The sequence below is a fragment of the Hyphomonas sp. genome (assembly GCF_036964145.1).
Classification (GTDB): domain Bacteria; phylum Pseudomonadota; class Alphaproteobacteria; order Caulobacterales; family Hyphomonadaceae; genus Hyphomonas.
This window is the reverse complement of the sequence record NZ_JBALUC010000003.1, coordinates 416,373-436,885: the sequence shown is the minus strand read 5'-3', so window position 1 is coordinate 436,885 and position 20,513 is coordinate 416,373. Positions and strand designations below refer to the sequence as shown.

Here is a 20,513-nt window from a genome sequence, read left to right as displayed (position 1 = left end):
GGATAAGCCAATTCAACCCGTAATCGCTGCGCTTTAGCGATTGGGACCCTGCAAAGGGAGAGATATGAGCCACATGAACGATGCTGTTGCATTTCCGCCTCGCAAGATGACGATGGCAGAGCTTGCCAAGCTTGCGGACGTGGATGTGTCCACCGTATCGCGCGCCCTGAATGACAGCCCACTCGTCAAGGAAGAAACCAAACGCCTGATCCTGAACATCGCGGCAGAGACCGGCTATGCCGTCAATGCCTCGGCGCGCAACCTCCGCCGCCAATCCTCCGAAGCCATCGGCATGGTGATCCCGCTGCGGCCGGAATCGGGCCAGACCATTGCGGATCCCTTCTATCTGGAAATGGTCGGAGCGGTCAGCCAGGCCGCCGCCGAGAAGGGGTATGATCTGATCGTCAGTATACCGCGTGACGATGAAACTATTGCCGAACGCCGCTTGCTACAGACGGGCAAGGCCGACGGATTGATTGTGATTGGCCAGGCAGGCATGGCGGGCAGGCTTGATGAAATCGGCCCGCTCGCCCGAAAAGTGGTCGTCTGGGGCGGCCGTGCAGGCGACATGAACTACACACTCGTCGGCAGCGACAATGTGGAGGGCGGTCGCCTCGCCGCGGACCACCTCCTCTCGCTCGGACGCCAGCAAATCCTGTTCCTTGGCCCGGTCAACCTTCCGGAAGTGAAGCTGCGCCATCAGGGCTTTCTCAAGGCGCACGCAGAGCACGGCCAGGACTGGAACGAAAATCTGATCCTGGATGTCGAGTTCGGCGCCAAGAATGCCTTTGAAGGCGTGATTCAATTGCTCGAATCGGGGAGAAAATTTGACGCGATCTTTGCAGCCTCTGATGTCTTGGCCATGTCAGCCTTGCTGGCACTGAATGCGCGGGGGGTTCGGGTCCCGGAAGACATTGCGGTCGTCGGATATGACAATATTGCGCAAGCCGGCATGGCGACCCCGTCCCTGACCACAATCGACCAGAACATCGCACAGGGTGGCCAGTTGATGGTAGAGAAACTGCTCGCCCAATTGGCTGGCGAAACCGTGGACTCTGAATTGACATCGACCCAGCTCATCGTACGTGGGTCAAGCGGCGGCTTTATGCAGGCCTGAAGGCTGGCGTCACATCGAGATTGCGTATCATTGGAAAGCTGAGCTGCTTTCCCGGAGAGGCCTGTTCTGTGTACGGTCCGAGCAATGACAACATACCCCTCGACATGTGATGGTCAACCAGGCTTGAACCAAACATATGCTCAAGCCCCGTCAGCAGACAATAGAGGTGCAAGCCTCCCTCCACCCCCTGCAGCGTCCAGGAATCCCAGAGCCACAGGTCCGGATGCTGTATGCCCGCCTGGAAGGGCTGCGCGGGAATGGGTGCGGTACGCCGGCTCATCCTGTCCTTTTTGCGTATTCGGACTGATCGGCGGCCGCGAGCGCTGATCCGGCAGGATTGGCCATCCAGTTCACGATTCCCATCAGGCACAGCAGGCCCGCAAAGCCTGTCGCGAGCAGGAAGCCTATACGCATGTCTCCCTGCCCAAATGTGTCACTGACCACGGCCATCATGAGAGGCGCAAAGGCAGCAGAGACGGCTGTGAAGAACAGGATCAGGCCCGCAATTGCGCCGTGGTCGCTCTTGGGAAAACAGCTGATCCCCTTGGAATTGAGGGTTGGGTAGATCATCGACATGAACAGGCCCGACAGGGGCAGCAGGAAGACTGCAGCCGTCTTGCCGAGCAAGGCGCTGGCAAGGAAACAGGCGAAGATGATGGCGGTGAATACCATCATGACGGGCTTCCAGTCGATATAGCGCAGCGCAAAAGCCCCGAGGAAACGGCCCACCGTGCGCAGGACAAAGAAAATCATCACGGCATAGGCCGCGAACAACATGGCGAGTTCTGTCCCAGCAAACCCATCCAGAAAGGTCGGGAGCCAGACGAAGATTGCGACTTCACACGCCACATAAAGCGCAATGGCCAGTGAGAAACCGAGCGCGTGAGGGTTGCCGAGCAAGGACAACGTATGGCGGACAGAGGCGGGCGTTTGCGTCTCACCCGACATGGGCGGGTAATCTGTCAACAGGGCGACAAGGATCATGACTGCACACAGGCCGGCGGCGATCATATAGAGCCACGTCCAGGACAGGCCCTGTCCGGTCAGCCAGACGACCAGCAAAGGTCCGGCAATGGCGCCGACCCCGAAGAACCCCTCCACCGCATTCATGCGGGAGGTGTGATCGCCGGTGGAACTGGCAAGGTCGCCCACCAATGCCAGCGCGGACGTCTTGAAGACACCGATGGCCAGGCCCGTAACAAACAAGAGCGTCAGATAGAGCTGGAAGGCGTGTCCAGTCATGAACAGGGCGCTGGCCAGTCCGTACAGGGCGAGCCCGCCAATGATCGTTCTCTTGCGACCGAACCGGTCCGCCAGGAATCCGAGACCGATGCCACTGGCAGCAATGGCAATCATGGTGGCCCAGTGGAACGCGCTGGCCTGGGTATTGCTCAAACTCATGTCGACGCGGGCGATCTTGATGATCTCGCCCACGGCATCGGTGGTCATCGCGAACATGAAGAACATGGCGTAGGTCAGCGCAGACACCAGTCTGTAAGACACGCGCATTTCAGTCGGCACGACAGGTGATGACGTCATTCTGTCGACTCCTCCCTCTTTGTGATAGCCACTACTACAATCGATGGCCACTCGAATATTTTGCTAAGGGCGCGCGCACCTATTCGTGGCTAATTCATGTTATATCCCCTGAGCCTGTTTACCGCTGGTAGCACGCATCATGACTGTCTTGAGTGCTACCGCAGAATTTCGGCAAGACCCCAATATTCGTTTTCGGAAGCAGACAGGGTCGCACTCGGCGAAATTCTCCAACAAACTCCGGGCTTAATCCCTCTTTTCGTCAAACCCATCCCTACACACCCTATCTCGCGTCTTGAAAAGCATTGCAAAGAGACACAGATTTGCTGCTCACACCTTCCACCTTCGCGCAACTTTTCCGGTTCTGACGAGTTGCTTGGTTAATGCCGTCGGGCCTACCAAATGAGATGAGGATACAGTGTCGAGATTAGTTGTTTATTCGAACCGTTTGCCCCTTGGAACATCCCCCTCCGGCGGTCTCGTCGTCGCCCTCGGCAAAGCAATGGATCGGCGCGGTGGGGTCTGGATCGGGGCGAAGCTGGACGAAGACGAGACGACAGGACAAACGCTTAAATCCTATGAAGGTGCCAGCTTCGACCGGTACGCGCTGCACCTACCCGCCGAAGAGTACAACAATTACTATCTGGGCTATGCCAATTCCGTCCTGTGGCCGCTCTTTCATGGCCGCGCGGACCTACTGGACGTGGCCGATGGACAGCTCGCAGCTTATACCAGCGTCAACCGGAAGATGGCGGAAGCGTCGGTCGATTTGCTGGAAGATGACGATGTCATCTGGATCCACGATTACCATTTTATTCCGCTGGCCGCCGAATTGCGCAAACTCGGCGTGACCAATCCGATCGGCTTCTTCCTGCACACGCCCTTCCCGTCTTCCAGCAATCTCCACGCCCTCTCCCACAAGGAAATGCTGCTCGACTGGCTTGCAGCCTATGATCTGGTCGGACTGCAGACCCAGCGGGACGTCTCGGCCATGCTGGAAGTCTGCCGGACCATCTTTGGCGGTCAGGTCCTGTCGGATGGCCGTATTCGCAGCCAAGGTCAGGATATCTGGGCGGCCAGCTTCCCGATCGGTATCGATGTGGAGAAATTCCGGCAGACGGCGGAGTCTCAGGAGGTCACCTCTCCCCAGATTGATCCGCGCCAGAAGCTGCTGATCGGTGTGGACCGGCTCGATTATTCGAAAGGGCTTCCCCACAAATTCCGGGGCTTCCAGCGCTTCCTCGAAGACCAGGCCGATGACAGCGACCGGCTGACCCTGCTCCAGATCGCCTCGCCTACGCGGGAAGATGTCGAGGCATATCAGGAAATCCGGCACGAACTCGAACAGATCACAGGCGAAGTGAATGGCGAATTTGCCGAACTCGGCTACATCCCCATCCAGTACATTCACCGGGCTGTGCCCCGCGACTATCTCGCCGGTCTCTATCGTCAGGCAGCCATCGGGCTGGTGACGCCCCTGATCGACGGGATGAACCTGGTCGCAAAGGAATATGTTGCCGCCCAGGACCCTGAAGACCCCGGCGTGCTGATACTTTCAGAATCAGCCGGCGCGGCCGAACAGCTGAAATGCGGCGCGCTCATTATCAATCCATATGACCCGACCTCCATCGCCGAAGCCATTCGCACGGCGGTCAGCATGTCCCTGGAAGAGCGTATCGAGCGCCATCAGGCGATGTGGACCGAGATATTGAAGCGGAATGTCTATTGGTGGACGGAAACCTTCCTAGACAGACTTAACCGGAACGCGGCCTCGCGCCTGAGCCGCGATCGGTCACTGGCAGATCTGGAAACCGCGCTCCGTCGCTGACCTGATAGGTCAGTTGTCCTCCGCTTCATCATCTTCCGTCGGATCTTCGGTCATTTCCGGTAGCCGGTCCGTCGGGGCGCCCAGCACCACCGGCTCGTCATCCCCCTTGAAATGGCTCACCGGGTCTTCCTTCGGGGGCTCGGCCGGCCCCTTGCCGGGCACCATCTGCGCGCGGCGCCGGTCGGCAGACTGTTGGATCTCCTCAGCTTCTTTCGCGGTCGTACGGGGATAGGCGAGATGGTCGAGTGTCTTGCGGGTCATGGTTATGCCTCCTCAAAGAGGATCAACCCGGTTTCCGGGAATAGGTTGCATACATGCCGTCCTCTCAGCTTTCTGGAAATGCCCGCCGTGTACGGTTGGCAAAGGCGACGAGCGAGAGCATGACCGGCACCTCGACCAGCACGCCCACCACGGTCGCAAGCGCCGCGCCGGAATTCAGGCCGAACAGGCTGATCGCGACCGCAACTGCCAGTTCGAAAAAGTTCGACGTGCCGATCATGGCACACGGCGCCGCAATCCTGTGGGGCACTTTCCATACCCAGGCGGCGCCATAGGCGAGCGCAAAAATGCCATAGGACTGGATCAGGATCGGCACGGCAATAAGCCCGATCACAAGGGGATCGGCGAGGATCACCCTGCCCTGAAAGCCGAATAGCAGGACGACCGTCGCCAGCAGGCCGATGACGGAGAAGGGTTTCACGCGCGCAAGGAAGCGTTCCAGCGCCACTTCGCCGCCATGCCGAAGCAACAGGCTGCGGGCGATCACGCCGGCGACGAGCGGAATGACGACATAGAGCGCGACCGACAGAAGCAGGGTTTCCCACGGCACGCTGATATCCGTGACGCCCAGAAGCACTGCCACGATGGGCGCAAAGGCGAACACCATGACCGCATCATTCACGCTGACCTGGACCAGCGTATAGTTCGGGTCCCCGCGCGTCAGCTGCGACCAGACGAAGACCATGGCCGTGCACGGCGCCGCGCCAAGCAGGATAAGACCCGCAATGTATCCATCCGCATCAGAAGTCGGGATGAAGCCTGCAAACACATAGCGGAAGAACAGGACGCCCAGCGCCGCCATGGTGAAAGGCTTGATAAGCCAGTTCACGACCAGGGTGATGATCAGGCCTTTCGGCTTGTCGCCCACATCCTTCAGTGTGGCAAAGTCCACGCCAATCATCATCGGCCAGACCATGGCCCAGATCAGCAGCGCTACCGGAAAATTGACATTGGCATATTCCATTGAGGAAAGGACGCCGAACACGCCCGGCACGACCTGGCCCAGACCAATGCCTGCCGCAATGGCCAAAGCCACCCAGACGGAGAGATAGCGTTCAAAATTGCCCATGATGGCTCCTCAGAAGGTAAAAGTGAGTTGTGCGTATCCGAACAGTGTCCCGTCCCCATCTGGACCACCCGGTACGTCTTTGGCAAACTCGCCATAGATCAGGGCGGAGGCGCCGAGTTCCAGGCGGAGACTGTCCGGCAGCACCCAGTAGCGGGCCCGCCCATCCAGCGTGTGTCCGATGAAATCGCCGGATTGGCCGGACGGATCCCGCAGCTTGGCAATGACCCAGCTGTCGGTCTTCGACGCCAGATGCGCCGCATGATAGTAGAACCGGGCGTCCCATCGGGCATTCGGTTTCACTTCCACCCGGAAGCCTGGCGCATTCAGATTGGCCGGAGTCAGCGGCCCGTGAATACTGGTATTGTTGAGGTCGGTCCGCCGCGACCCGAACAGGCGCTCATGCTGGTCATAATTGAGGTCAAACGGATCCTCGTCGCCGCTGGCATAATAATATTCCAACGCAAAGCGCGGCTGCCACGGCGTATCAAACGTATACCCGAACGCCGCAAACAGCATGGACGCCTCCACCTCAAGGCTTTTCGTGTCCGATGGAGCGCTGGAGGCGTAGCGGCTGCCGCGTCTCAGGGCGCCCTCAAGGTCAATGTCCCACTGTCCGGAAACAGGCTTCCGGTAGAGACGAAAGCCCGGCGCGAAATAGGACCGGTCCGGCGTCTGGAAGTCGCCCGAGTCCCGCTCTTCCAGTCCGTAAGCAAACACTTCGCCCCAGAGGCCTGGCGCCATCGCCGGCAGGATATCCGCGCGGCGATAATGCACGCCCCAGATACGCCGCTCCCATTGTTCCTCATCCCCTGACAGTTCATTGTCATCCAGCGCAGGCCGCGCATCCGGATAGCGCGCAGTCGGCACGACATAGACGAGATGGAGTTCGTCACCGCGTTCTGCCGTGGAGACAAAATGCGCGCCGGTATAGCTCTTGATGACATTGGCAAAATCGACGCGCTCGATCTGGCGTTTCGAGCCGATGGAGACCGTCTGCCGCCCAAGGGTCAGCTTGCTGGACGAGCTCTCCCCGAAAACGCCCGGCAACTCGTCGATGCGGGCATAGAGCTGGAGGAAGTCCAGCGGATTGGCGATGCTGCTGGAAAGCGGGGTGCCGGCATCGGCCAGATAGGTCCGGCTGTCCTGCACCTCGACCCCGAAAGAGACCGGCCCTGTGTCTGCTTCGGCCAGCAAAAGGCTGCGGAACAGGAGCAATTGGTCGCCGCCCTCGCCGCCGGCCCGAAACTGCCCCTGCAGCGTCTCATAGCGGACGCGGGTCTCTCCCTTGAGCGTCAGCCAGGCCGGAGCCTCTACGGCATCCTTGAGCCGGAAGGCCTCCTCCGCCTCGGCAACAGAGCAGATGTGCGCCATCAGCGCGAAGACCCACAAAATTCGTCGCATACACTCTCCCGCATCGCGCCCGAGTCGCGTTGCGGTTCTTAAACATTATTTGACCGAGAATTGAAGTGTCCCACTCATCTCAGCCGGAAGAATTGTCTGGCAAATCCCGCTTTCAAACGCGCCGAACGGGCATGCCAAGCCTTCCTCCATCAGCTTCAAGGTGACCGGCGAGGCCCCCGTCTGGTAGGTGCAGGCGGCGTTTGAGACGTCGCGTACAAACAACATGTCCGTGCTGGTTGAGCCCCGCCCCTTCACACTGGCATTCGCCTCACCCCGTCCGGTGACGGCAACACAGTCGATATCCCAGTTTCCAGAGCCGCTGGCGCGCAGCTCCAGATCACCGGTTGTGGCAGAAGTGTCGGCCGGGGCCCGGACCGAGTCCGGCGCGCCCGCGCATGCTGCCAGTCCCATACCTGCCAAAGCGATTGTAGCGTATGTCCTCAGTCCAGTTCGCATGTCATCCTCCCGTGCGACTCTGGGAAGACCTTAGCGCGACATAGACATTATTTCAACATTCTATCGAATATTGATTTAACAAATTGCCTTCGATTTCCTGGCGAGCGGATCACACACTTCCGGATGACCGTGGCAGCAATTGTCCACAAGCACCGAGAGCAACTGGTTCACGCCGTCAATACGGGCCGTATAGATCATCCGGCGCCCATCACGCGCGACGCTGACCAGCCCGGAATTCACCAATATGTTGAGATGCCCCGACAGCTTGTTTGGCGCGATGTCCAGATGTTCGGCAATGGCGCCTGCCTGCAAACCGTCCGGCCCCGCCTCCATGAGCGCCCGAAACGTCAGCAGCCGGGTCTCCTGTCCAAGCGCGGAGAGCTGTTTCAGCGTATCGGTTAGATCGGTCATGCGTCCGACTCTACCGCGTTTGGGCCGCGTGTATAGAGCCGCCAGGAACGGACTTTCGGAGTGACAGGTTGGGAACAACCGTCATTCCAGGAGAAGGTCATCATTCCCACTCGATAGTGAACGCACCAAAACTTTAGTGTCCATGCTTCGGATATGATCATCAAAGTCAAAAACCCAGCCCGTGGAAATTGCCCGGCTGCAGCCCTGTACACGCTCTTCATCTACCTCCACCTAGCCACCGCCCCGGAACAGACATGCCGGCTCGGCAATTCCGAAGTCGCGTGTATTGCTTGTGAGACAGGTTACCAACCGGCTAGGTCGCCTGCTCCTGCCTCTGCTAACATTTTCATTACCGGCAAACGGGCGCCAGAGGTGGCAAGGGCGGCGATATCACGCCAACATTCCAGTTCCAGGAAACTCCCCCTTGCGCACGTCGACGGCATATGACCGCCTCGTGAAGCTCGTAGCGATTTGGCGGCTTGGAGAGGGCTTGCGGGCGGTCTTCGAATGCCAGATAGGTTCGACCCTCCCCATAGGGAGGCCAGTCAGTTTCCCCCACCGCGCGCGGGACACCGTCCCGCACGAACGACGCCCAGTAACTGAGCATGGCATCCGACAGGCGCTGCTCCTGCTGAGTTTCTGGAATGGCTGGCCAAAGCGGCGGAGTAAGATTCATAGTTCCGAACACAAACGGAATCTCGGACGCATGAAAGGCGTGGTATCCGCCTTCATCAGCAGACGGGTAACCATGATCGAAAAAGTATAGAAAAGCCTCTGCGCCGATTTCTGTCTGTTTGACAGCCAAGCGCTCCGCTGCCCAGCCATACATGGCGTCACGCGTAGTAGCCAGCATGCTCTCGGAAATCGAATCTTCCGGATAGTGCACGAGAAATTCATCTGCGCGATCCCCATATCGGGCCTCGATCTCTTCCCTGTATTTCGCTGCGTTCGCAGGTGCCGGGGGTAACAGGATCGGAAGAGAGCGGATTTCGCCTTCATTGAATCCTGCGAGCACAGGGACAGGTGCCTGCTCGCCCCGGTCAAACACGTCCACCAGTTGGCCTGGCAAAGTGCGTGCGTCGATGGTGGGGAGCGGGAAATATCCTGCTTGTATCGCCCCTTCGGAAATCGCTTCTGCACTCCGGCCTCTGAGGTCCTGGATATCGGCTGCGCCAAATTGGCCTGAGAGCCATTTGCCGATTGCCTCGGCAGAGGGCAGGTCAGAGAATGTGCTGTTTCGCAATTCCGGCAAAGTGATCATGTAGGCGCTCTGTGCAATTGCCCGATCAAACAGACCACGCGCCGAGGGCGCGGCCATGAGGCAGATGACACTGAGGCCGCCCGCCGATTCCCCAGCGATGGTCACATTGCCGGGATCACCTCCGAAGGCGGCAATATTGTCCTGGACCCACCGCAAGGCCTGGATCTGATCCAGCAGGCCGTAATTGCCGGATATGTTATCCTCCGCCTCGGCACTGAGATCAGGATGCGACAGATAGCCAAGTGCGCCGAGGCGGTAATTGATGGAAACGACAATGACCCCTTCGTCCGCAAAATGCGTCCCGTCATACAGGGCGTTCCTGCCCGTTCCATTCACTAATGATCCCCCGTGAATCCATACCATCACAGGCGCATCTTGCGCATTCGGCGGAACCCAGATGTTGAGGAAAAGACAGTCTTCGCTGATCGGCCCTTGAATCTCGAATCCCGCCGGAAGGGCCGGCTGTACACACGCCGCACCGAACTGCGTCGCGTCCCTGATACCGCTCCAGCGAGGCAGTGGCTGAGGCGCGCGCCAGCGCAGCTCCCCAACAGGGGGCTGCGCATAAGGGATGCCCCGGAAAACGCGCGTCTCTCCAGATTGCACCCCGCGTACATTGCCTGCGGGGGCCTCGACCACTGGCGCTTCCTGGGCACAGGCTGGCGCCGTCCCCCAGACGGTTAATATGACTGCCACCACTCGCCAGATGCGTTTCCAACCACTCAGGAGCAGAAGGACAAATTCCGTCACTGCGCATCGCCGGGCGCGTAGCCAGCCTTGGCCAGTTCCAGGCGACTCTGCTCAAGCGCATTGTTGGGAATGAACGCGTTCCCGGCATCAAGAATCTGGTCCCAATTGGAGACCACCGCCTCCGGCATCTGATCTTCATCAGCGATATGGATGCCTTGTGTCATTGAGATATGGGCGGCCTCGACCCCTTTTGCACCCGCACAGAGAATGGTGCGCGTTGGAGCATCCTCACGCACAAGCGCCAGCATGGCCGGGCTGACATATTCCGGTCTCAACAGGCGCAATTGCTGTTCGGGCAAGACCCCCTCCATCATCTGGGTCGCAGCCGTTGGCGCCAGGCAATTGACCTTGATATCGTACTTCTCGCCTTCGAGCCCCAAGGTCTGCATCAATCCCACGAGCGCCATTTTCGCGGCGCCATAATTGGACTGCCCGAAATTGCCGAACAGACCAGAGGAAGATGTCGTCATTACGATACGGCCATAGCGTTGTTCGCGCATGGTTTCCCATACGGCCTTCGTGCAATTGACGGCACCCATGACATGCACGTCCAGCACGGTCCGGAAATCAGCCAAGTCCATCTTGGCGAACGTCTTGTCACGGAGGATGCCAGCATTGTTGACCAAAATGTCGAGCTGTCCCCAACGCTGCTTCGCGTCGGCTGCCATTTGCAGGACAAAATCTTCGTCCGTTACGGAGCCGACTGCAGCAATGGCCTCACCCCCCTCCGAGACAATCTCCTGCACCACCTGCTCTGCAGCTGCGCCGACATCATTCACGACGACCCGTGCCCCGCGCGCTGCAAGCAGATGGGCATGAGCGCGTCCAAGCCCCCCGCCTGCGCCCGTCACAATGGCCACTCGTCCGTCCAGTCTGATCATCCTGTCATCCTCACATCTATCTATAGTGAATTTGGGCACCGCCATCCGCTGCCGCTCTGGCCCGTATTTATCCGCGGTCTCCCACCGCGTCGACATTTTCTTGCTTGCGCTGTTCCAGCGCCAGGATAATACGCGCATGCCTCTTCCGCGTCAGATGATATCCAAGCAGAAACAAAGGGGAAATGGCAGCAAAAGCAGCTGGTAGAGGTCCGGAGATCAAGGCCAGTTTCTCCAGCACCTCCTGAGGAATCGCCAGATCCGGCCCCTTGGCGGCAATATCGGTTGGAAACTGAATCGCATCCAGCGCCAGTCCGGCGATCAATCCTCCGAGACCCGAGGCTGCCTTGAACGCCAGGGTCAGGCCGGAAAAGAAGAGACCTTCTCGCCGGACACCAAACAAGTATTCATGTTCGTCTGCCGTATCAGCCAGCATTGACTGGAAGCCAATTCCCCCGACCATGATCGCCGTCCCGACCAGAAGTCCGTTCACGAACAGGACTACGGCGGCTGTGGACGGCATCAGGGCATGCGGTCCGTACAATTGAAAAAGTGGCGGCCACATGAGGAAAAGCGAAATGGCCAGGAAAGCACAAATGGAAAGCGTGCGCTTCTCTATATAGCGCAAGGCAAATGCACTGATGGGCGCCCCGAGCAGCGGTCCAAGGGTCGTGCTCAGCAGAACCATCTGGATCGCAAAGGAATCCAGTTTCCAGAAATACCGGCTCGCATGCAATGCCAGAGACACAGATGCGGAGTAGGCGAGAAAATAGGTCAACACCGTCCCGAACAGGACAAGGAAGGACCGGTTGCGTGACAGCTCGACCATTTCCCGTACGAAGCCTGCGAGAAAATGAGTCTGGTCAACTGACGGGGCATGCAGTCGCGGCCCAGCGCGATATACCGCGCCAATTGCTATGCAGCCCGTCAATACGATGGCTGCCGCGCATGTCCAGGCGAAGGGTATGTAATTCTCACGTCCCAATAGTCCCGCAGGGCCGGACATGAAGACGCCAAGCCCCAGCACTACGCCGCACAGAATGCCCGCATTTTGAAAGGTAAGCCGATAGGACACAATGCTCGCACGCTCACGATAGTCATCTGTGACTTCCGCTCCGACGGCCGTGAATGGAAGTACGAAGCAGGATGTCGAGACACGCAACACGATGAGACAGGCGGTGACATAGAGAAACAGCGGGGCACCGGTCAGCGACGGCGGAATCGAAAACAGGAGTCCAAAGGCACAGGCAAACGGAACAAGTCCGCCCACCATGAAGGGAAGCCGCCGTCCGAAGCGCGACCGTATACGGTCACTGGCCAATCCGATCGCGGGATCCGCCACAGCATCCACCAACAAGGCGATGAGCTTGGCGGTTCCGGCCATTGTTCCTGACATGCCGCACACAGCGGTCAGGTAGAAAAGCAGAAAAAACCCGAAGCCGGCACTGACTATGCCATCCGCCATGGCGCCCGCGCCATAGGCCGCCTTGTAGCGACGCGTCAGAGGCACTGCACGGGCGAGCCTGGCCGCAGCCTCACTCCCTATTGGAGAGACGGACGCCCTCATGCGCCGGCCTCCTGAGTCATCGCTGAGACATCGCTTTGAAGAGCCTCATAAGTCCGCCTTTGGTATTCGGGCAAAGCGCGCCGACCGGCGGCGCCGTGTCCCGTGGCGATCGTGGCTCCAGAGCTAGCGGAAACTGGAACCTGGTGCTGGATCATGAAGATCATCACAAGGTCATTGACCGGATCTGCCTGCCACCAGGTGCCGAAAATACCTGGCCACGTCATCGACCCTGGCGCCCCGCAGGCATAGGGATTGTCGACCGGATCTTCGGCGATCGAGACGCCAAGCCCAAAGCCGTTCTTCTGCCAAAGCGGCATGCCTGCGAACGACACATCACGTTGCACTTTGGTCAGGCGGTTTCTCTGCATAAGCTGCACAGTCGCAGGTTGCAGCAAACGTCTTCCCTCCAACGCTCCGCCCCCCAGCAACATCCGGGCGAATCGATGATAGTCCGGCGCAGAGGAGATCAGCCCGCCACCGCCGGGTGTGTAAGCCGGCGGCTCGTCATACATTTCCACCTCGACCTGCGCGAGTTTGCCCGCCTGCGCGTCATACCCATAAAGGTTAGCGAGACGATGTCGTTTGTCTTGGGGAAGCCAGAAGTCCGTATCCTTCATGCCAAGAGGCGCGAATATTCGCTCCTGCAATACTTGTCGCAACGGTTTGCCTTCGACCCGGCCAATCAGGAAACCGAGCACATCCGTCGAATGTCCATAATGAAACCGCTCCCCCGGCTGGTATGCCAGAGGCAACTGGCCGAGCGCTGCCAGCCATTCATCGGGAGTGAAGCGATTCATGGCAGGATTGCCGAGCGTGGCATCATAGGCTTCCTGGAGGGGCCCTTCCGAAAAGAACGCATAGGCAATGCCCGCGCGATGGGTCAGAAGGTCCTCCACCGTGATTTCGCGGTTGGCGGCCACCGTATCAGTGATCGTGCCGGCGGCATGACGCAACACGCGTGGACTGGCGAGTTCGGGAACCCATCGCGAGATCGGATCCGAAAGCGAAAGCCTGCCTTCCTCCACCAGCATCATGGCAGAAACCGAAGTGATTGGCTTTGTCATCGAGGCGATACGGAACAAGGTGTCGGATCGCATGCGCGTGCCCGTCTGGATATCGCTCATGCCAAGGGTCTCGGATTGGATAATATCGCCCCCTCTCGACGTGAGGGTCACAATGCCCGCGAGCTCACCACGATCAATGAAGGCCTGGAGGCAGGGCCTGACCATGGCAAGCTTCGCGGGCTCAAACCCATGTGTGCGGATGCTGGCATCACCAGTCATGAGCAAGATACTTCCGGAAATGTGTGCGGCACGATTAAAATGACTTCCGCAAATTCACCGCAATGTAACGACCGATCGGATTGTAGTCTCCGCCAATTCCATCCGATCCCGGAAAAAAGGGCGGCTCCTGATCAAACAGATCATTCACCTGCAGACCAAGCACCGTGTTTTCCGTCACGCCGCTATCCGGAAGTGTCCAGCTGACGCGCAAGTCGACTGTCGTATATGGATCCGCATCATAGACATCGGTGCCGGTTGGCGTGTTATAGGTATTCGTGATACCATCCCGGTAATTGACAAAGCCCGCCACACTGACCGGCCCACTGGTAAGCCCTGCCGAGGCTCTCAAGGTCGCCTTGGGCAAGCCGAGTTTCAGATTGTCGGAAACAGGCGCGGCCGGTGACAATTGAGTATCGAAATTCAGGATATAATTGCCCGCCAGCCCCGTATAAATCTCGCCCAGTCCGGTAGTGCGGTGATAGCGGAAATCGAAATCCACGCCGTCGGTCTCCCGAACGCCAAAATTGTTGAGGCGGAGATCCAGGGCGTTTCCAATCTGCGGCAGCGGATTTGGCAAATTGACCGGAACGCCTAATCCTACTAAGCGGCTCAATTGATCCGTAGTGGGATCACGATAGACAATGGACTGAAAGGTCGGATCCGCAAAAACAAGGGCAATCGGCGGCGTTCCAATCACATCAGTATATTCGATGTCGTAATATGTCACGCTCCCCCGAAAGTCCGGCAGGAAAGTCGGCTGCCAGTCCACGCCAAAGGAGTAGGTCTCGGCTTCCTCAGGCTGCAGATCGAGATTGCCCCCCAGCAGGTAGACCGTGTTCACCTGATCATTGCCACGGGCCGGGTCGCGGGCTGCAACAGCGGCAGTCGCCGCATCCAGATAATACGCACCAACCGTAGCACCTATCTGGCGCATTCCCGGCGCCCGGAAGGACTGACCATAGGTGCCGCGTACATTCACGCCCTCAGCAGGTCCCCAATTCACCCCGATCTTGGGATTCGTGGTCGATCCGAAATCACTATAGTCGTCGAAGCGGCCAGACAGAGACAGGTCGAGACGCTGGACGAATGGGGCTGAATTGTCGTCACCAACAATCGGAACGAACAGTTCGGCATAAACAGACTTCACGTCTCGTGACAGGTCTTCCGGAACCGGGACAGCCCCGACAAAGCCTCGCTGTTCAAAAGTTTCGCGGCGGAATTCGGCCCCTACGGCGAATTTCAACTCACCGCCCGGCAGATCGGCTAGCGGACCATCCAGCTTGATGGCTCCTAACTTTGTGCGCTGCTGGATGGTGACATCAGTTGCCGAGTCGAGGATCGCATCGACAACAGCTGGCGACGTCCCCTGCCCGAACGGATCCAGCGCCGTGTCAGCACTTGTCCCCGCAGCAGCTACCGCAAGGGCGACGGCATTGATCGTAGGAATGAAGGCGTCATTCTCTGCCCAGTCATAGGTCCCGTAGATGCTCAGATTCAGATCGCCGGGCAACTCGACATCCATTCCAGCAGAGGAATTTCCAACCTTACGGCTGTCAGTATTCGTACGGTAATCGGCGCCAACGAGGTTGTCTGCGCGGAACAGGACAGTCTCGAAGGTTGCTCCCGTACCCGGAGGAGCTTGGAAGAAGGGATTCGTATTGGCAATCGTCATAGTCTGCACCGCAGGCGCAACGCGTGTCTTGTCTTCCAGGTCTGAGTATAGGACTTCGCCCCAGAGCGTGACCCGATCGGTCAAATCTTGTTGCGCACTTACAAATGCGCTGTGGAGGCGCGAACTTGGATAAAGGTCTGCTGCGGCGCCATTATCGCAATAATTGATGGTATTCGGAGCAAGATCCGGGGCGGCATACAGGGTGCCCCCAACCAGAACGTTGGGAGATGGACAGTTAATGGAGCGCGTATCGACGCCGTCTGACGAGGTGAAATCCAGAGCCCGGTAGTCACGGTCACCGCCGGTGATGTTGTCATTTTCCCTGTACTGGTAGGCGGCCAATACGGACCCCGTTCCCCAGTCCTGCCCTACCAGTCCATTCGCCGTAAACGACTCATAGTCATCGGCAATCCCGTAATCGACGGACACATCAACGCCCGAGAACCGCTTACGCGTGATGAAGTTCACAACGCCCGCAACCGCATCCGAGCCATAGATCGAAGACGCACCATCTGCGACGATTTCGACCCGCTCAATCGCGAGGCTTGGAATTAGCGGATAATCGGGATTGGTCTCATTGGCTGCCGCCGCGACCAGCCGATGCCCATTCATCAGCGGCAATGTCGCACTCGCCGGCAAACCTCGCAGGCCCGGCGCAAAGGAACCGAAACCATCGAGACTGGCCTTGGGTGCAGTATTGAAACTGTTCAGTTGTGGCACCGTCGCAAGCAGGTCCGGAGTTGTTGCCGCGCCGATGAGTTCAATGTCGTCACGGGTGACGCCGATCAGATTAGACCCGGTCGGCGGTACGCCTCGGATGCTCGATCCGGTCACAATGATTTTTTCGGCAACGAGTTGGTCTTCGGTCTCAGACTCAGCGGTACTTGTCGTCAGCGTGGTTTCCGCCGGTTCCTGGTCAGATGAGGACTGTGCTTCTGCCGGCGCGGCACAGGACCATGCCATTGCGATGGTGATGGCTGACACAGAGCCAATGAGCTTTGAATTGGTAATCATGTTTTCCTCCCAATAATGTCCGTCTTCCAACAAGCTTGACCGGCCTGTCTTTGCGGATTTCATTTGTTGCAAAAGCGCTACCCCGGTGAATTCGGCCCGTCAAGTTCATTTATTTAGTGCTAAATGAATTAATTTCGCCTGCAACGCTGGCTTGCTTGACTGGACGTTGGCCACGCCCCATCCTAACGCTGCAACTGTGAGGCGAACGACATGTCTCACGGAGGCGCCGAATCAGGAAAGGCCGGTATTTATGGCAGCAACGCCGAAACCCAAGGCTCGCCGCACTCGCGCAGAGCAACGGGCTGCGACGATCAAACTTATTCTCGATACGAGCGAAGGACTCTTCGCTCAGCTTGGATATTTCGGCGTGACGATCAAGGATGTCGCGGACAAAATGGGCATCCATCCCGCTTTGATTCACTACTACTTCAATGGCAAGAAAGAGCTGTTCGATGCCGTCTTCGACCGGCGCATGGAGTTTGCGATCTCGACGCGGACAGCTGGCCTGGACGCCTATGAAGCAGAAGTCGGCGAGCGCCCGACCATAGAAGGTGCCCTGCGGGCCTATTATGACGAAGCCTTTGACGTTTACATCAATGACGATGAAGGCTGGCGGAATTTCGGCCGCATCTTCGCCCAAGTGAACAATGCGCCCGGCTATGGCGCCGAAAAGATGGATACCTATTTTGATCCACTCGTGTTGCGGCTCATCAGCCTTCTGAGCAAGGCATTGCCAGATGCAGAGCCCGAGGACCTCTTCTGGAGCTTCCAGTTCACCTCAGGCGCGTATACGCTCATACTGTCCCAGACAGGCCGAATTGATCGCCTGTCGGACAATTTGTGTGCCTCAGACGATTTCGAAGCAGCCCGGGACCGGTTCGTCACCTTCATGGCTGGCGGATTTGACGCCCTCTATAAAAGCCGCAAGGGAAAATCCGGTCGCGGCTCCAAGCGCGTGCGACCAAAGGCCGGATAAAGTCCAGCCCGGCCCACCGCGCGAGACCCAGCATCCCTACTCTTCAATCGGTACGGCCAGCCGTGCATCCCGGAGGGCCGCGCGGCGCACTTTGCCTGCCTCGTCCCGCAAGGACTCGCTTGTGAATTCGAGGCTCTTGGGCAGCTTGAAGCGCGCCAATTGCCCCGACACGAATTCCATCAACTCGGCTTCACTCAGGGCCTCCCCCTCAAGCGGTTGGACGATCGCGTGGACCCGGGCGCCCCAATCTTCGTCCGGCAGGCCAATCACGGCGCTGGTACGAACAGAGGGATGCGCCTCTATCGCGGCTTCAACTTCCGCCGGATAGATGTTGGCGCCGCCTGAGATGATCAAATCATTACGACGGTCTGACAGGTAGAGATATCCCGCTTCATCCAGAGAGCCGAGATCGCCAGGCGCTTCCCACTCGCCGCGACGCCGCGGCGTGCTTCCGAGGTAGTGATAGGTCGATCCCACGCCCCCCTGGGGACGGAAATATATTTCCCCAACTTCGCCGGCGGGGCATTCCTGTCCTTCCGCATCCAGGATCTTTACTTCATAGCCTTCCCGGACACGTCCCACCGAACCGCGGTGCGATAACCAGTCGGTTCCCGAAATCATGGTCGAGCCTGTCGCCTCGGTCGTTCCGTAATATTCCCAGACGCGTTCGCTCCCGAGCCAGTCAATCCAGGCCTGCTTCAGCCAGGGCGCACACGGTGCCGCCATATGAACCATCATGCGCAAGCTTGGCAGGCTGAAATTGGACAATACATCAGGACCGAGATGCCAGATGCGATGCATCATCGTCGGCACCATGGTCACCCAATTCACGTCATGCGCCTCCATGAGCTGCAGCGCACGCAGCGCATCGAACTTGCGCATTTCGACGATCGTTGCCCCTATGCAAAGACCCATGTGGATGCAGTGAAACGGTGCATTGTGATAGAGCGGGCCAGGGTTGAGGATCACATCTCCTGGGCTTTGGCCCAGGAAGCCCTCCTTCGGGTTCCAACGCGCAGGCATGGCGTCAACGATCACTTTAGGTCGTCCGGTGGATCCCCCACTTGTCATCGCTTTCCAATGGGGGGACACAATCTCTGGCAAACCTTCGACCGAATATGATCGGGCCGCGCCCTCGCCTTCCCGGATAGCTGGAATGTCGGCCCCCGGCGGAGTTCCCACGAAGAGTTTGGGGCGAACGATTTCCAGAATCGCTTCCATCTCCGGACGCGCCAACTTGGCCGACACGATGTTCGGGATGGCGCCCAGTTTCCAGATCGCGAAAACGGTCTCATAGAATTCCAAGCCATTTGGAAGCGCCACCGTGACGAAATCCCCGTATTCGACATCATGCGTCATCAGCATCCGGGCCCGCTGGTTCGAGCGCGCATCAAGTTCACCATATGTGACGGGAACATTCTCGACGATCACGGCCGCCCGGGACGGCGCGTTTCGGGCATGATGTGTGAGCATCGAACCCAGGGCAACATCAGTGTTCGACATAAGGGAAGCGCCTCTCTGTAAAACCCTATCTTCCGCGCACCTGTATGACGCCGCGGATCGGAGCAATTATTGGAAACGACGACTTCACTAACTTAGCACTAAATGAATGACAAGGCGGATTCGTGTCTTCCCTGCCTCTGGATTTTTTGTGAATAAAACTCAGTAAAAATGAGTATTTCTTCAGCAGAAGACTCCATTAAGTCATTGAACTTAATAGAATTTATGATATTCATCGAAAAGCATTTGAAATGATGGAATCATTCCACTCAATAATCCCGAATCCTAGTCTGTGATAAGCATGACTTCATCCTATCGACTAACCAGCCTTTCCACCTGCCCGAATAAATTCGAGGAAGCCTTCAGGATTTACGAGGTTTCATTGCCGGCATCTGAACGGAAAAATCGGGAGGATATTTTCAACCTGCTTGCTCGGGAAGACTATGCGGTAACAGTCTTGGAAATGAATGATCGCGTGATCGGGTTTTCAATTGTTTTCCTGCCTCATCCGCACCCGATTGGCCTACTGGAGTACATGGCAACCGATCAGGCATACCGAAATATGGGCATGGGCGAGATCATGTTTGAGCACGCCCTAAGTCTCTGCGCGGAACGTGTGCTTTTGGTAGAGGTTGAAGCAGCCTTCGGTTCACCTGCGTCTCGCAAACTGCAAAGACGAAGGCAGGACTATTATGGGCGCCTAGGGTGCAGGCCTATCGCCGGTCTGGCGTATAGAATGCCTCAACTCCAAGCGGCGCCGCCACCTCCACTCATTCTGATGTGCCATCCTAATGGAAATCAGATAAATATCTCAAAAGAACTGCTCCGCGATTGGGTCGCGTGCATCTATTCCGGTGTTTATGGCCGTGCCGATAACGACGATATCATTGATGCCATGTTCGCAAACTGGTTCCAACGCGAACAGGCAAACGGCTTTATATAGACCCCTATTTTACGCGCCGGGACAGAACGCCAGAATGGAAGATAAATTTTCCCGGTGCGAAGTCGCGCAGTGGATTTCGCACCGGGATATCATCCCACATTACTCTGCGGGAGCCGGATCATCTACGGCCGTGTCGGTCACAATCTTCCAGGCACCATCTACCTTGCGCCACACGGTTACATAATCTCCAGTTGTATCCGGATCCCCGTCCACAACAAAGCTGCCCCAGGTGATTCCCAGGTCAGCACTGCTTGCGCCCATCGCGCCAACGGGCTGCCAGTGAACGGGCGAGGGAACCTTGTCCAGCTGGCGCTCTGCCATGATCGCTTTCTCGCCCGTGAGGAATCCATCACCCGCTTCAATCATGAAACCCTGTTCAAAATCCACATACTCCAGTGAGGCTGCCTTGTATCCATGAGCGAGATTATAGGCTTCGTATGCCCTGTCTGCCGCCAGGAGTTCCGCTTCAACCTGTTCGGCAGGTATGGGAAGACTGGCGCAGGCAGTCAGGCCAATTGTAAAGCTCAGAACTGCCGTGGCGCGCATCATAGTGACAATGGGATTCATGGGAC

At 58.0% G+C, this 20,513-nt stretch carries 17 protein-coding genes; 4 read left to right on the top strand and 13 right to left on the bottom strand.

Annotation, left to right across the window (positions count from 1 at the left end):
* The first annotated feature begins 73 nt into the window (after positions 1 to 73).
* A complete protein-coding gene (locus tag V7660_RS11900) occupies positions 74 to 1,117 on the top strand; it encodes a LacI family DNA-binding transcriptional regulator (RefSeq protein WP_335603266.1) in 1,044 nt (347 codons plus the stop codon).
* A gap of 276 nt (positions 1,118 to 1,393) precedes the next feature.
* Here V7660_RS11900 and V7660_RS11895 read toward each other — a convergent pair whose 3' ends face one another.
* Positions 1,394 to 2,656 carry an MFS transporter gene (locus tag V7660_RS11895; RefSeq protein ID WP_335603265.1) on the bottom strand — a complete coding sequence of 421 codons (1,263 nt, stop codon included), beginning with the start codon at positions 2,654 to 2,656 and terminating at the stop codon, positions 1,394 to 1,396.
* A gap of 415 nt (positions 2,657 to 3,071) precedes the next feature.
* On the opposite strand from V7660_RS11895, the gene V7660_RS11890 reads away from it, so the two are divergent.
* Complete coding sequence (locus V7660_RS11890; RefSeq protein WP_335603264.1) at positions 3,072 to 4,481, top strand: alpha,alpha-trehalose-phosphate synthase (UDP-forming); 1,410 nt, start codon at positions 3,072 to 3,074, stop codon at positions 4,479 to 4,481.
* Positions 4,482 to 4,490: 9 nt separating this feature from the next.
* Here the strand turns inward: V7660_RS11890 and V7660_RS11885 are convergent, their stop codons facing one another.
* The 10 genes from V7660_RS11885 to V7660_RS11840 form a co-directional block, all read right to left on the bottom strand.
* The gene (locus V7660_RS11885; RefSeq protein WP_335603263.1) at positions 4,491 to 4,742 is read right to left on the bottom strand and encodes a hypothetical protein; all 252 of its coding nucleotides are present in this window, start codon (positions 4,740 to 4,742) and stop codon (positions 4,491 to 4,493) included.
* Positions 4,743 to 4,806: 64 nt separating this feature from the next.
* Entirely contained in the window at positions 4,807 to 5,829 is a 1,023-nt protein-coding gene (arsB, locus tag V7660_RS11880) for an ACR3 family arsenite efflux transporter (RefSeq protein WP_335603262.1), read from the bottom strand.
* A gap of 9 nt (positions 5,830 to 5,838) precedes the next feature.
* Complete coding sequence (locus tag V7660_RS11875; RefSeq protein ID WP_335603261.1) at positions 5,839 to 7,230, bottom strand: alginate export family protein; 1,392 nt, start codon at positions 7,228 to 7,230, stop codon at positions 5,839 to 5,841.
* 45 nt (positions 7,231 to 7,275) lie between these two features.
* The gene (locus V7660_RS11870; RefSeq protein WP_335603260.1) at positions 7,276 to 7,686 is read right to left on the bottom strand and encodes a hypothetical protein; all 411 of its coding nucleotides are present in this window, start codon (positions 7,684 to 7,686) and stop codon (positions 7,276 to 7,278) included.
* 75 nt (positions 7,687 to 7,761) lie between these two features.
* The gene (locus tag V7660_RS11865; RefSeq protein WP_335603259.1) at positions 7,762 to 8,097 is read right to left on the bottom strand and encodes an ArsR/SmtB family transcription factor; all 336 of its coding nucleotides are present in this window, start codon (positions 8,095 to 8,097) and stop codon (positions 7,762 to 7,764) included.
* 349 nt (positions 8,098 to 8,446) lie between these two features.
* Complete coding sequence (locus tag V7660_RS11860; RefSeq protein ID WP_335603258.1) at positions 8,447 to 9,997, bottom strand: carboxylesterase/lipase family protein; 1,551 nt, start codon at positions 9,995 to 9,997, stop codon at positions 8,447 to 8,449.
* Between the two features lie 107 nt (positions 9,998 to 10,104).
* Positions 10,105 to 10,989, bottom strand: a complete 885-nt coding sequence (locus V7660_RS11855) for an SDR family NAD(P)-dependent oxidoreductase (RefSeq protein ID WP_335603257.1) — start codon at positions 10,987 to 10,989, stop codon at positions 10,105 to 10,107.
* A gap of 67 nt (positions 10,990 to 11,056) precedes the next feature.
* On the bottom strand, positions 11,057 to 12,553 hold the full coding sequence (locus tag V7660_RS11850; RefSeq protein ID WP_335603256.1) for an MFS transporter: 1,497 nt from the start codon (positions 12,551 to 12,553) through the stop codon (positions 11,057 to 11,059).
* A complete protein-coding gene (locus tag V7660_RS11845) occupies positions 12,550 to 13,836 on the bottom strand; it encodes a serine hydrolase domain-containing protein (RefSeq protein WP_335603255.1) in 1,287 nt (428 codons plus the stop codon). Before V7660_RS11845 ends, V7660_RS11850 begins: the two co-directional genes overlap by 4 nt.
* Positions 13,837 to 13,870: 34 nt before the next feature.
* The gene (locus V7660_RS11840) at positions 13,871 to 16,522 is read right to left on the bottom strand and encodes a TonB-dependent receptor domain-containing protein (RefSeq protein ID WP_335603254.1); all 2,652 of its coding nucleotides are present in this window, start codon (positions 16,520 to 16,522) and stop codon (positions 13,871 to 13,873) included.
* A gap of 250 nt (positions 16,523 to 16,772) precedes the next feature.
* Here V7660_RS11840 and V7660_RS11835 point away from each other — a divergent pair, with 250 nt between their 5' ends.
* Positions 16,773 to 17,498: a TetR/AcrR family transcriptional regulator gene (locus V7660_RS11835; protein WP_335603253.1), complete on the top strand. Its 726-nt coding sequence runs from the start codon at positions 16,773 to 16,775 to the stop codon at positions 17,496 to 17,498.
* Positions 17,499 to 17,534: 36 nt separating this feature from the next.
* Here V7660_RS11835 and V7660_RS11830 read toward each other — a convergent pair whose 3' ends face one another.
* Positions 17,535 to 19,001 carry an AMP-binding protein gene (locus V7660_RS11830; protein WP_335603252.1) on the bottom strand — a complete coding sequence of 489 codons (1,467 nt, stop codon included), beginning with the start codon at positions 18,999 to 19,001 and terminating at the stop codon, positions 17,535 to 17,537.
* A gap of 298 nt (positions 19,002 to 19,299) precedes the next feature.
* Between V7660_RS11830 and V7660_RS11825 the strand changes: the two genes are divergently transcribed.
* Entirely contained in the window at positions 19,300 to 19,941 is a 642-nt protein-coding gene (locus V7660_RS11825; RefSeq protein WP_335603251.1) for a GNAT family N-acetyltransferase, read from the top strand.
* Between the two features lie 99 nt (positions 19,942 to 20,040).
* On the opposite strand, the gene V7660_RS11820 is transcribed toward V7660_RS11825, so the two are convergent.
* Complete coding sequence (locus tag V7660_RS11820) at positions 20,041 to 20,508, bottom strand: hypothetical protein (RefSeq protein ID WP_335603250.1); 468 nt, start codon at positions 20,506 to 20,508, stop codon at positions 20,041 to 20,043.
* Positions 20,509 to 20,513: the final 5 nt, after the last annotated feature.

Excerpts from the sequence above, each read along its gene's own strand:
- V7660_RS11900 (WP_335603266.1), top strand. The coding sequence starts at position 74 with ATGAACGATGCTGTTGCATTTCCGCCTCGCAAGATGACGATGGCAGAG.
- V7660_RS11895 (WP_335603265.1), bottom strand. The coding sequence starts at position 2,656 with ATGACGTCATCACCTGTCGTGCCGACTGAAATGCGCGTGTCTTACAGA.
- V7660_RS11885 (WP_335603263.1), bottom strand. The coding sequence starts at position 4,742 with ATGACCCGCAAGACACTCGACCATCTCGCCTATCCCCGTACGACCGCG.
- arsB (WP_335603262.1), bottom strand. The coding sequence starts at position 5,829 with ATGGGCAATTTTGAACGCTATCTCTCCGTCTGGGTGGCTTTGGCCATT.
- V7660_RS11875 (WP_335603261.1), bottom strand. The coding sequence starts at position 7,230 with ATGCGACGAATTTTGTGGGTCTTCGCGCTGATGGCGCACATCTGCTCT.
- V7660_RS11870 (WP_335603260.1), bottom strand. The coding sequence starts at position 7,686 with ATGCGAACTGGACTGAGGACATACGCTACAATCGCTTTGGCAGGTATG.
- V7660_RS11865 (WP_335603259.1), bottom strand. The coding sequence starts at position 8,097 with ATGACCGATCTAACCGATACGCTGAAACAGCTCTCCGCGCTTGGACAG.
- V7660_RS11855 (WP_335603257.1), bottom strand. The coding sequence starts at position 10,989 with ATGATCAGACTGGACGGACGAGTGGCCATTGTGACGGGCGCAGGCGGG.
- V7660_RS11850 (WP_335603256.1), bottom strand. The coding sequence starts at position 12,553 with ATGAGGGCGTCCGTCTCTCCAATAGGGAGTGAGGCTGCGGCCAGGCTC.
- V7660_RS11845 (WP_335603255.1), bottom strand. The coding sequence starts at position 13,836 with ATGACTGGTGATGCCAGCATCCGCACACATGGGTTTGAGCCCGCGAAG.
- V7660_RS11840 (WP_335603254.1), bottom strand. The coding sequence starts at position 16,522 with ATGATTACCAATTCAAAGCTCATTGGCTCTGTGTCAGCCATCACCATC.
- V7660_RS11835 (WP_335603253.1), top strand. The coding sequence starts at position 16,773 with ATGGCAGCAACGCCGAAACCCAAGGCTCGCCGCACTCGCGCAGAGCAA.
- V7660_RS11830 (WP_335603252.1), bottom strand. The coding sequence starts at position 19,001 with ATGTCGAACACTGATGTTGCCCTGGGTTCGATGCTCACACATCATGCC.
- V7660_RS11825 (WP_335603251.1), top strand. The coding sequence starts at position 19,300 with ATGACTTCATCCTATCGACTAACCAGCCTTTCCACCTGCCCGAATAAA.
- V7660_RS11820 (WP_335603250.1), bottom strand. The coding sequence starts at position 20,508 with ATGAATCCCATTGTCACTATGATGCGCGCCACGGCAGTTCTGAGCTTT.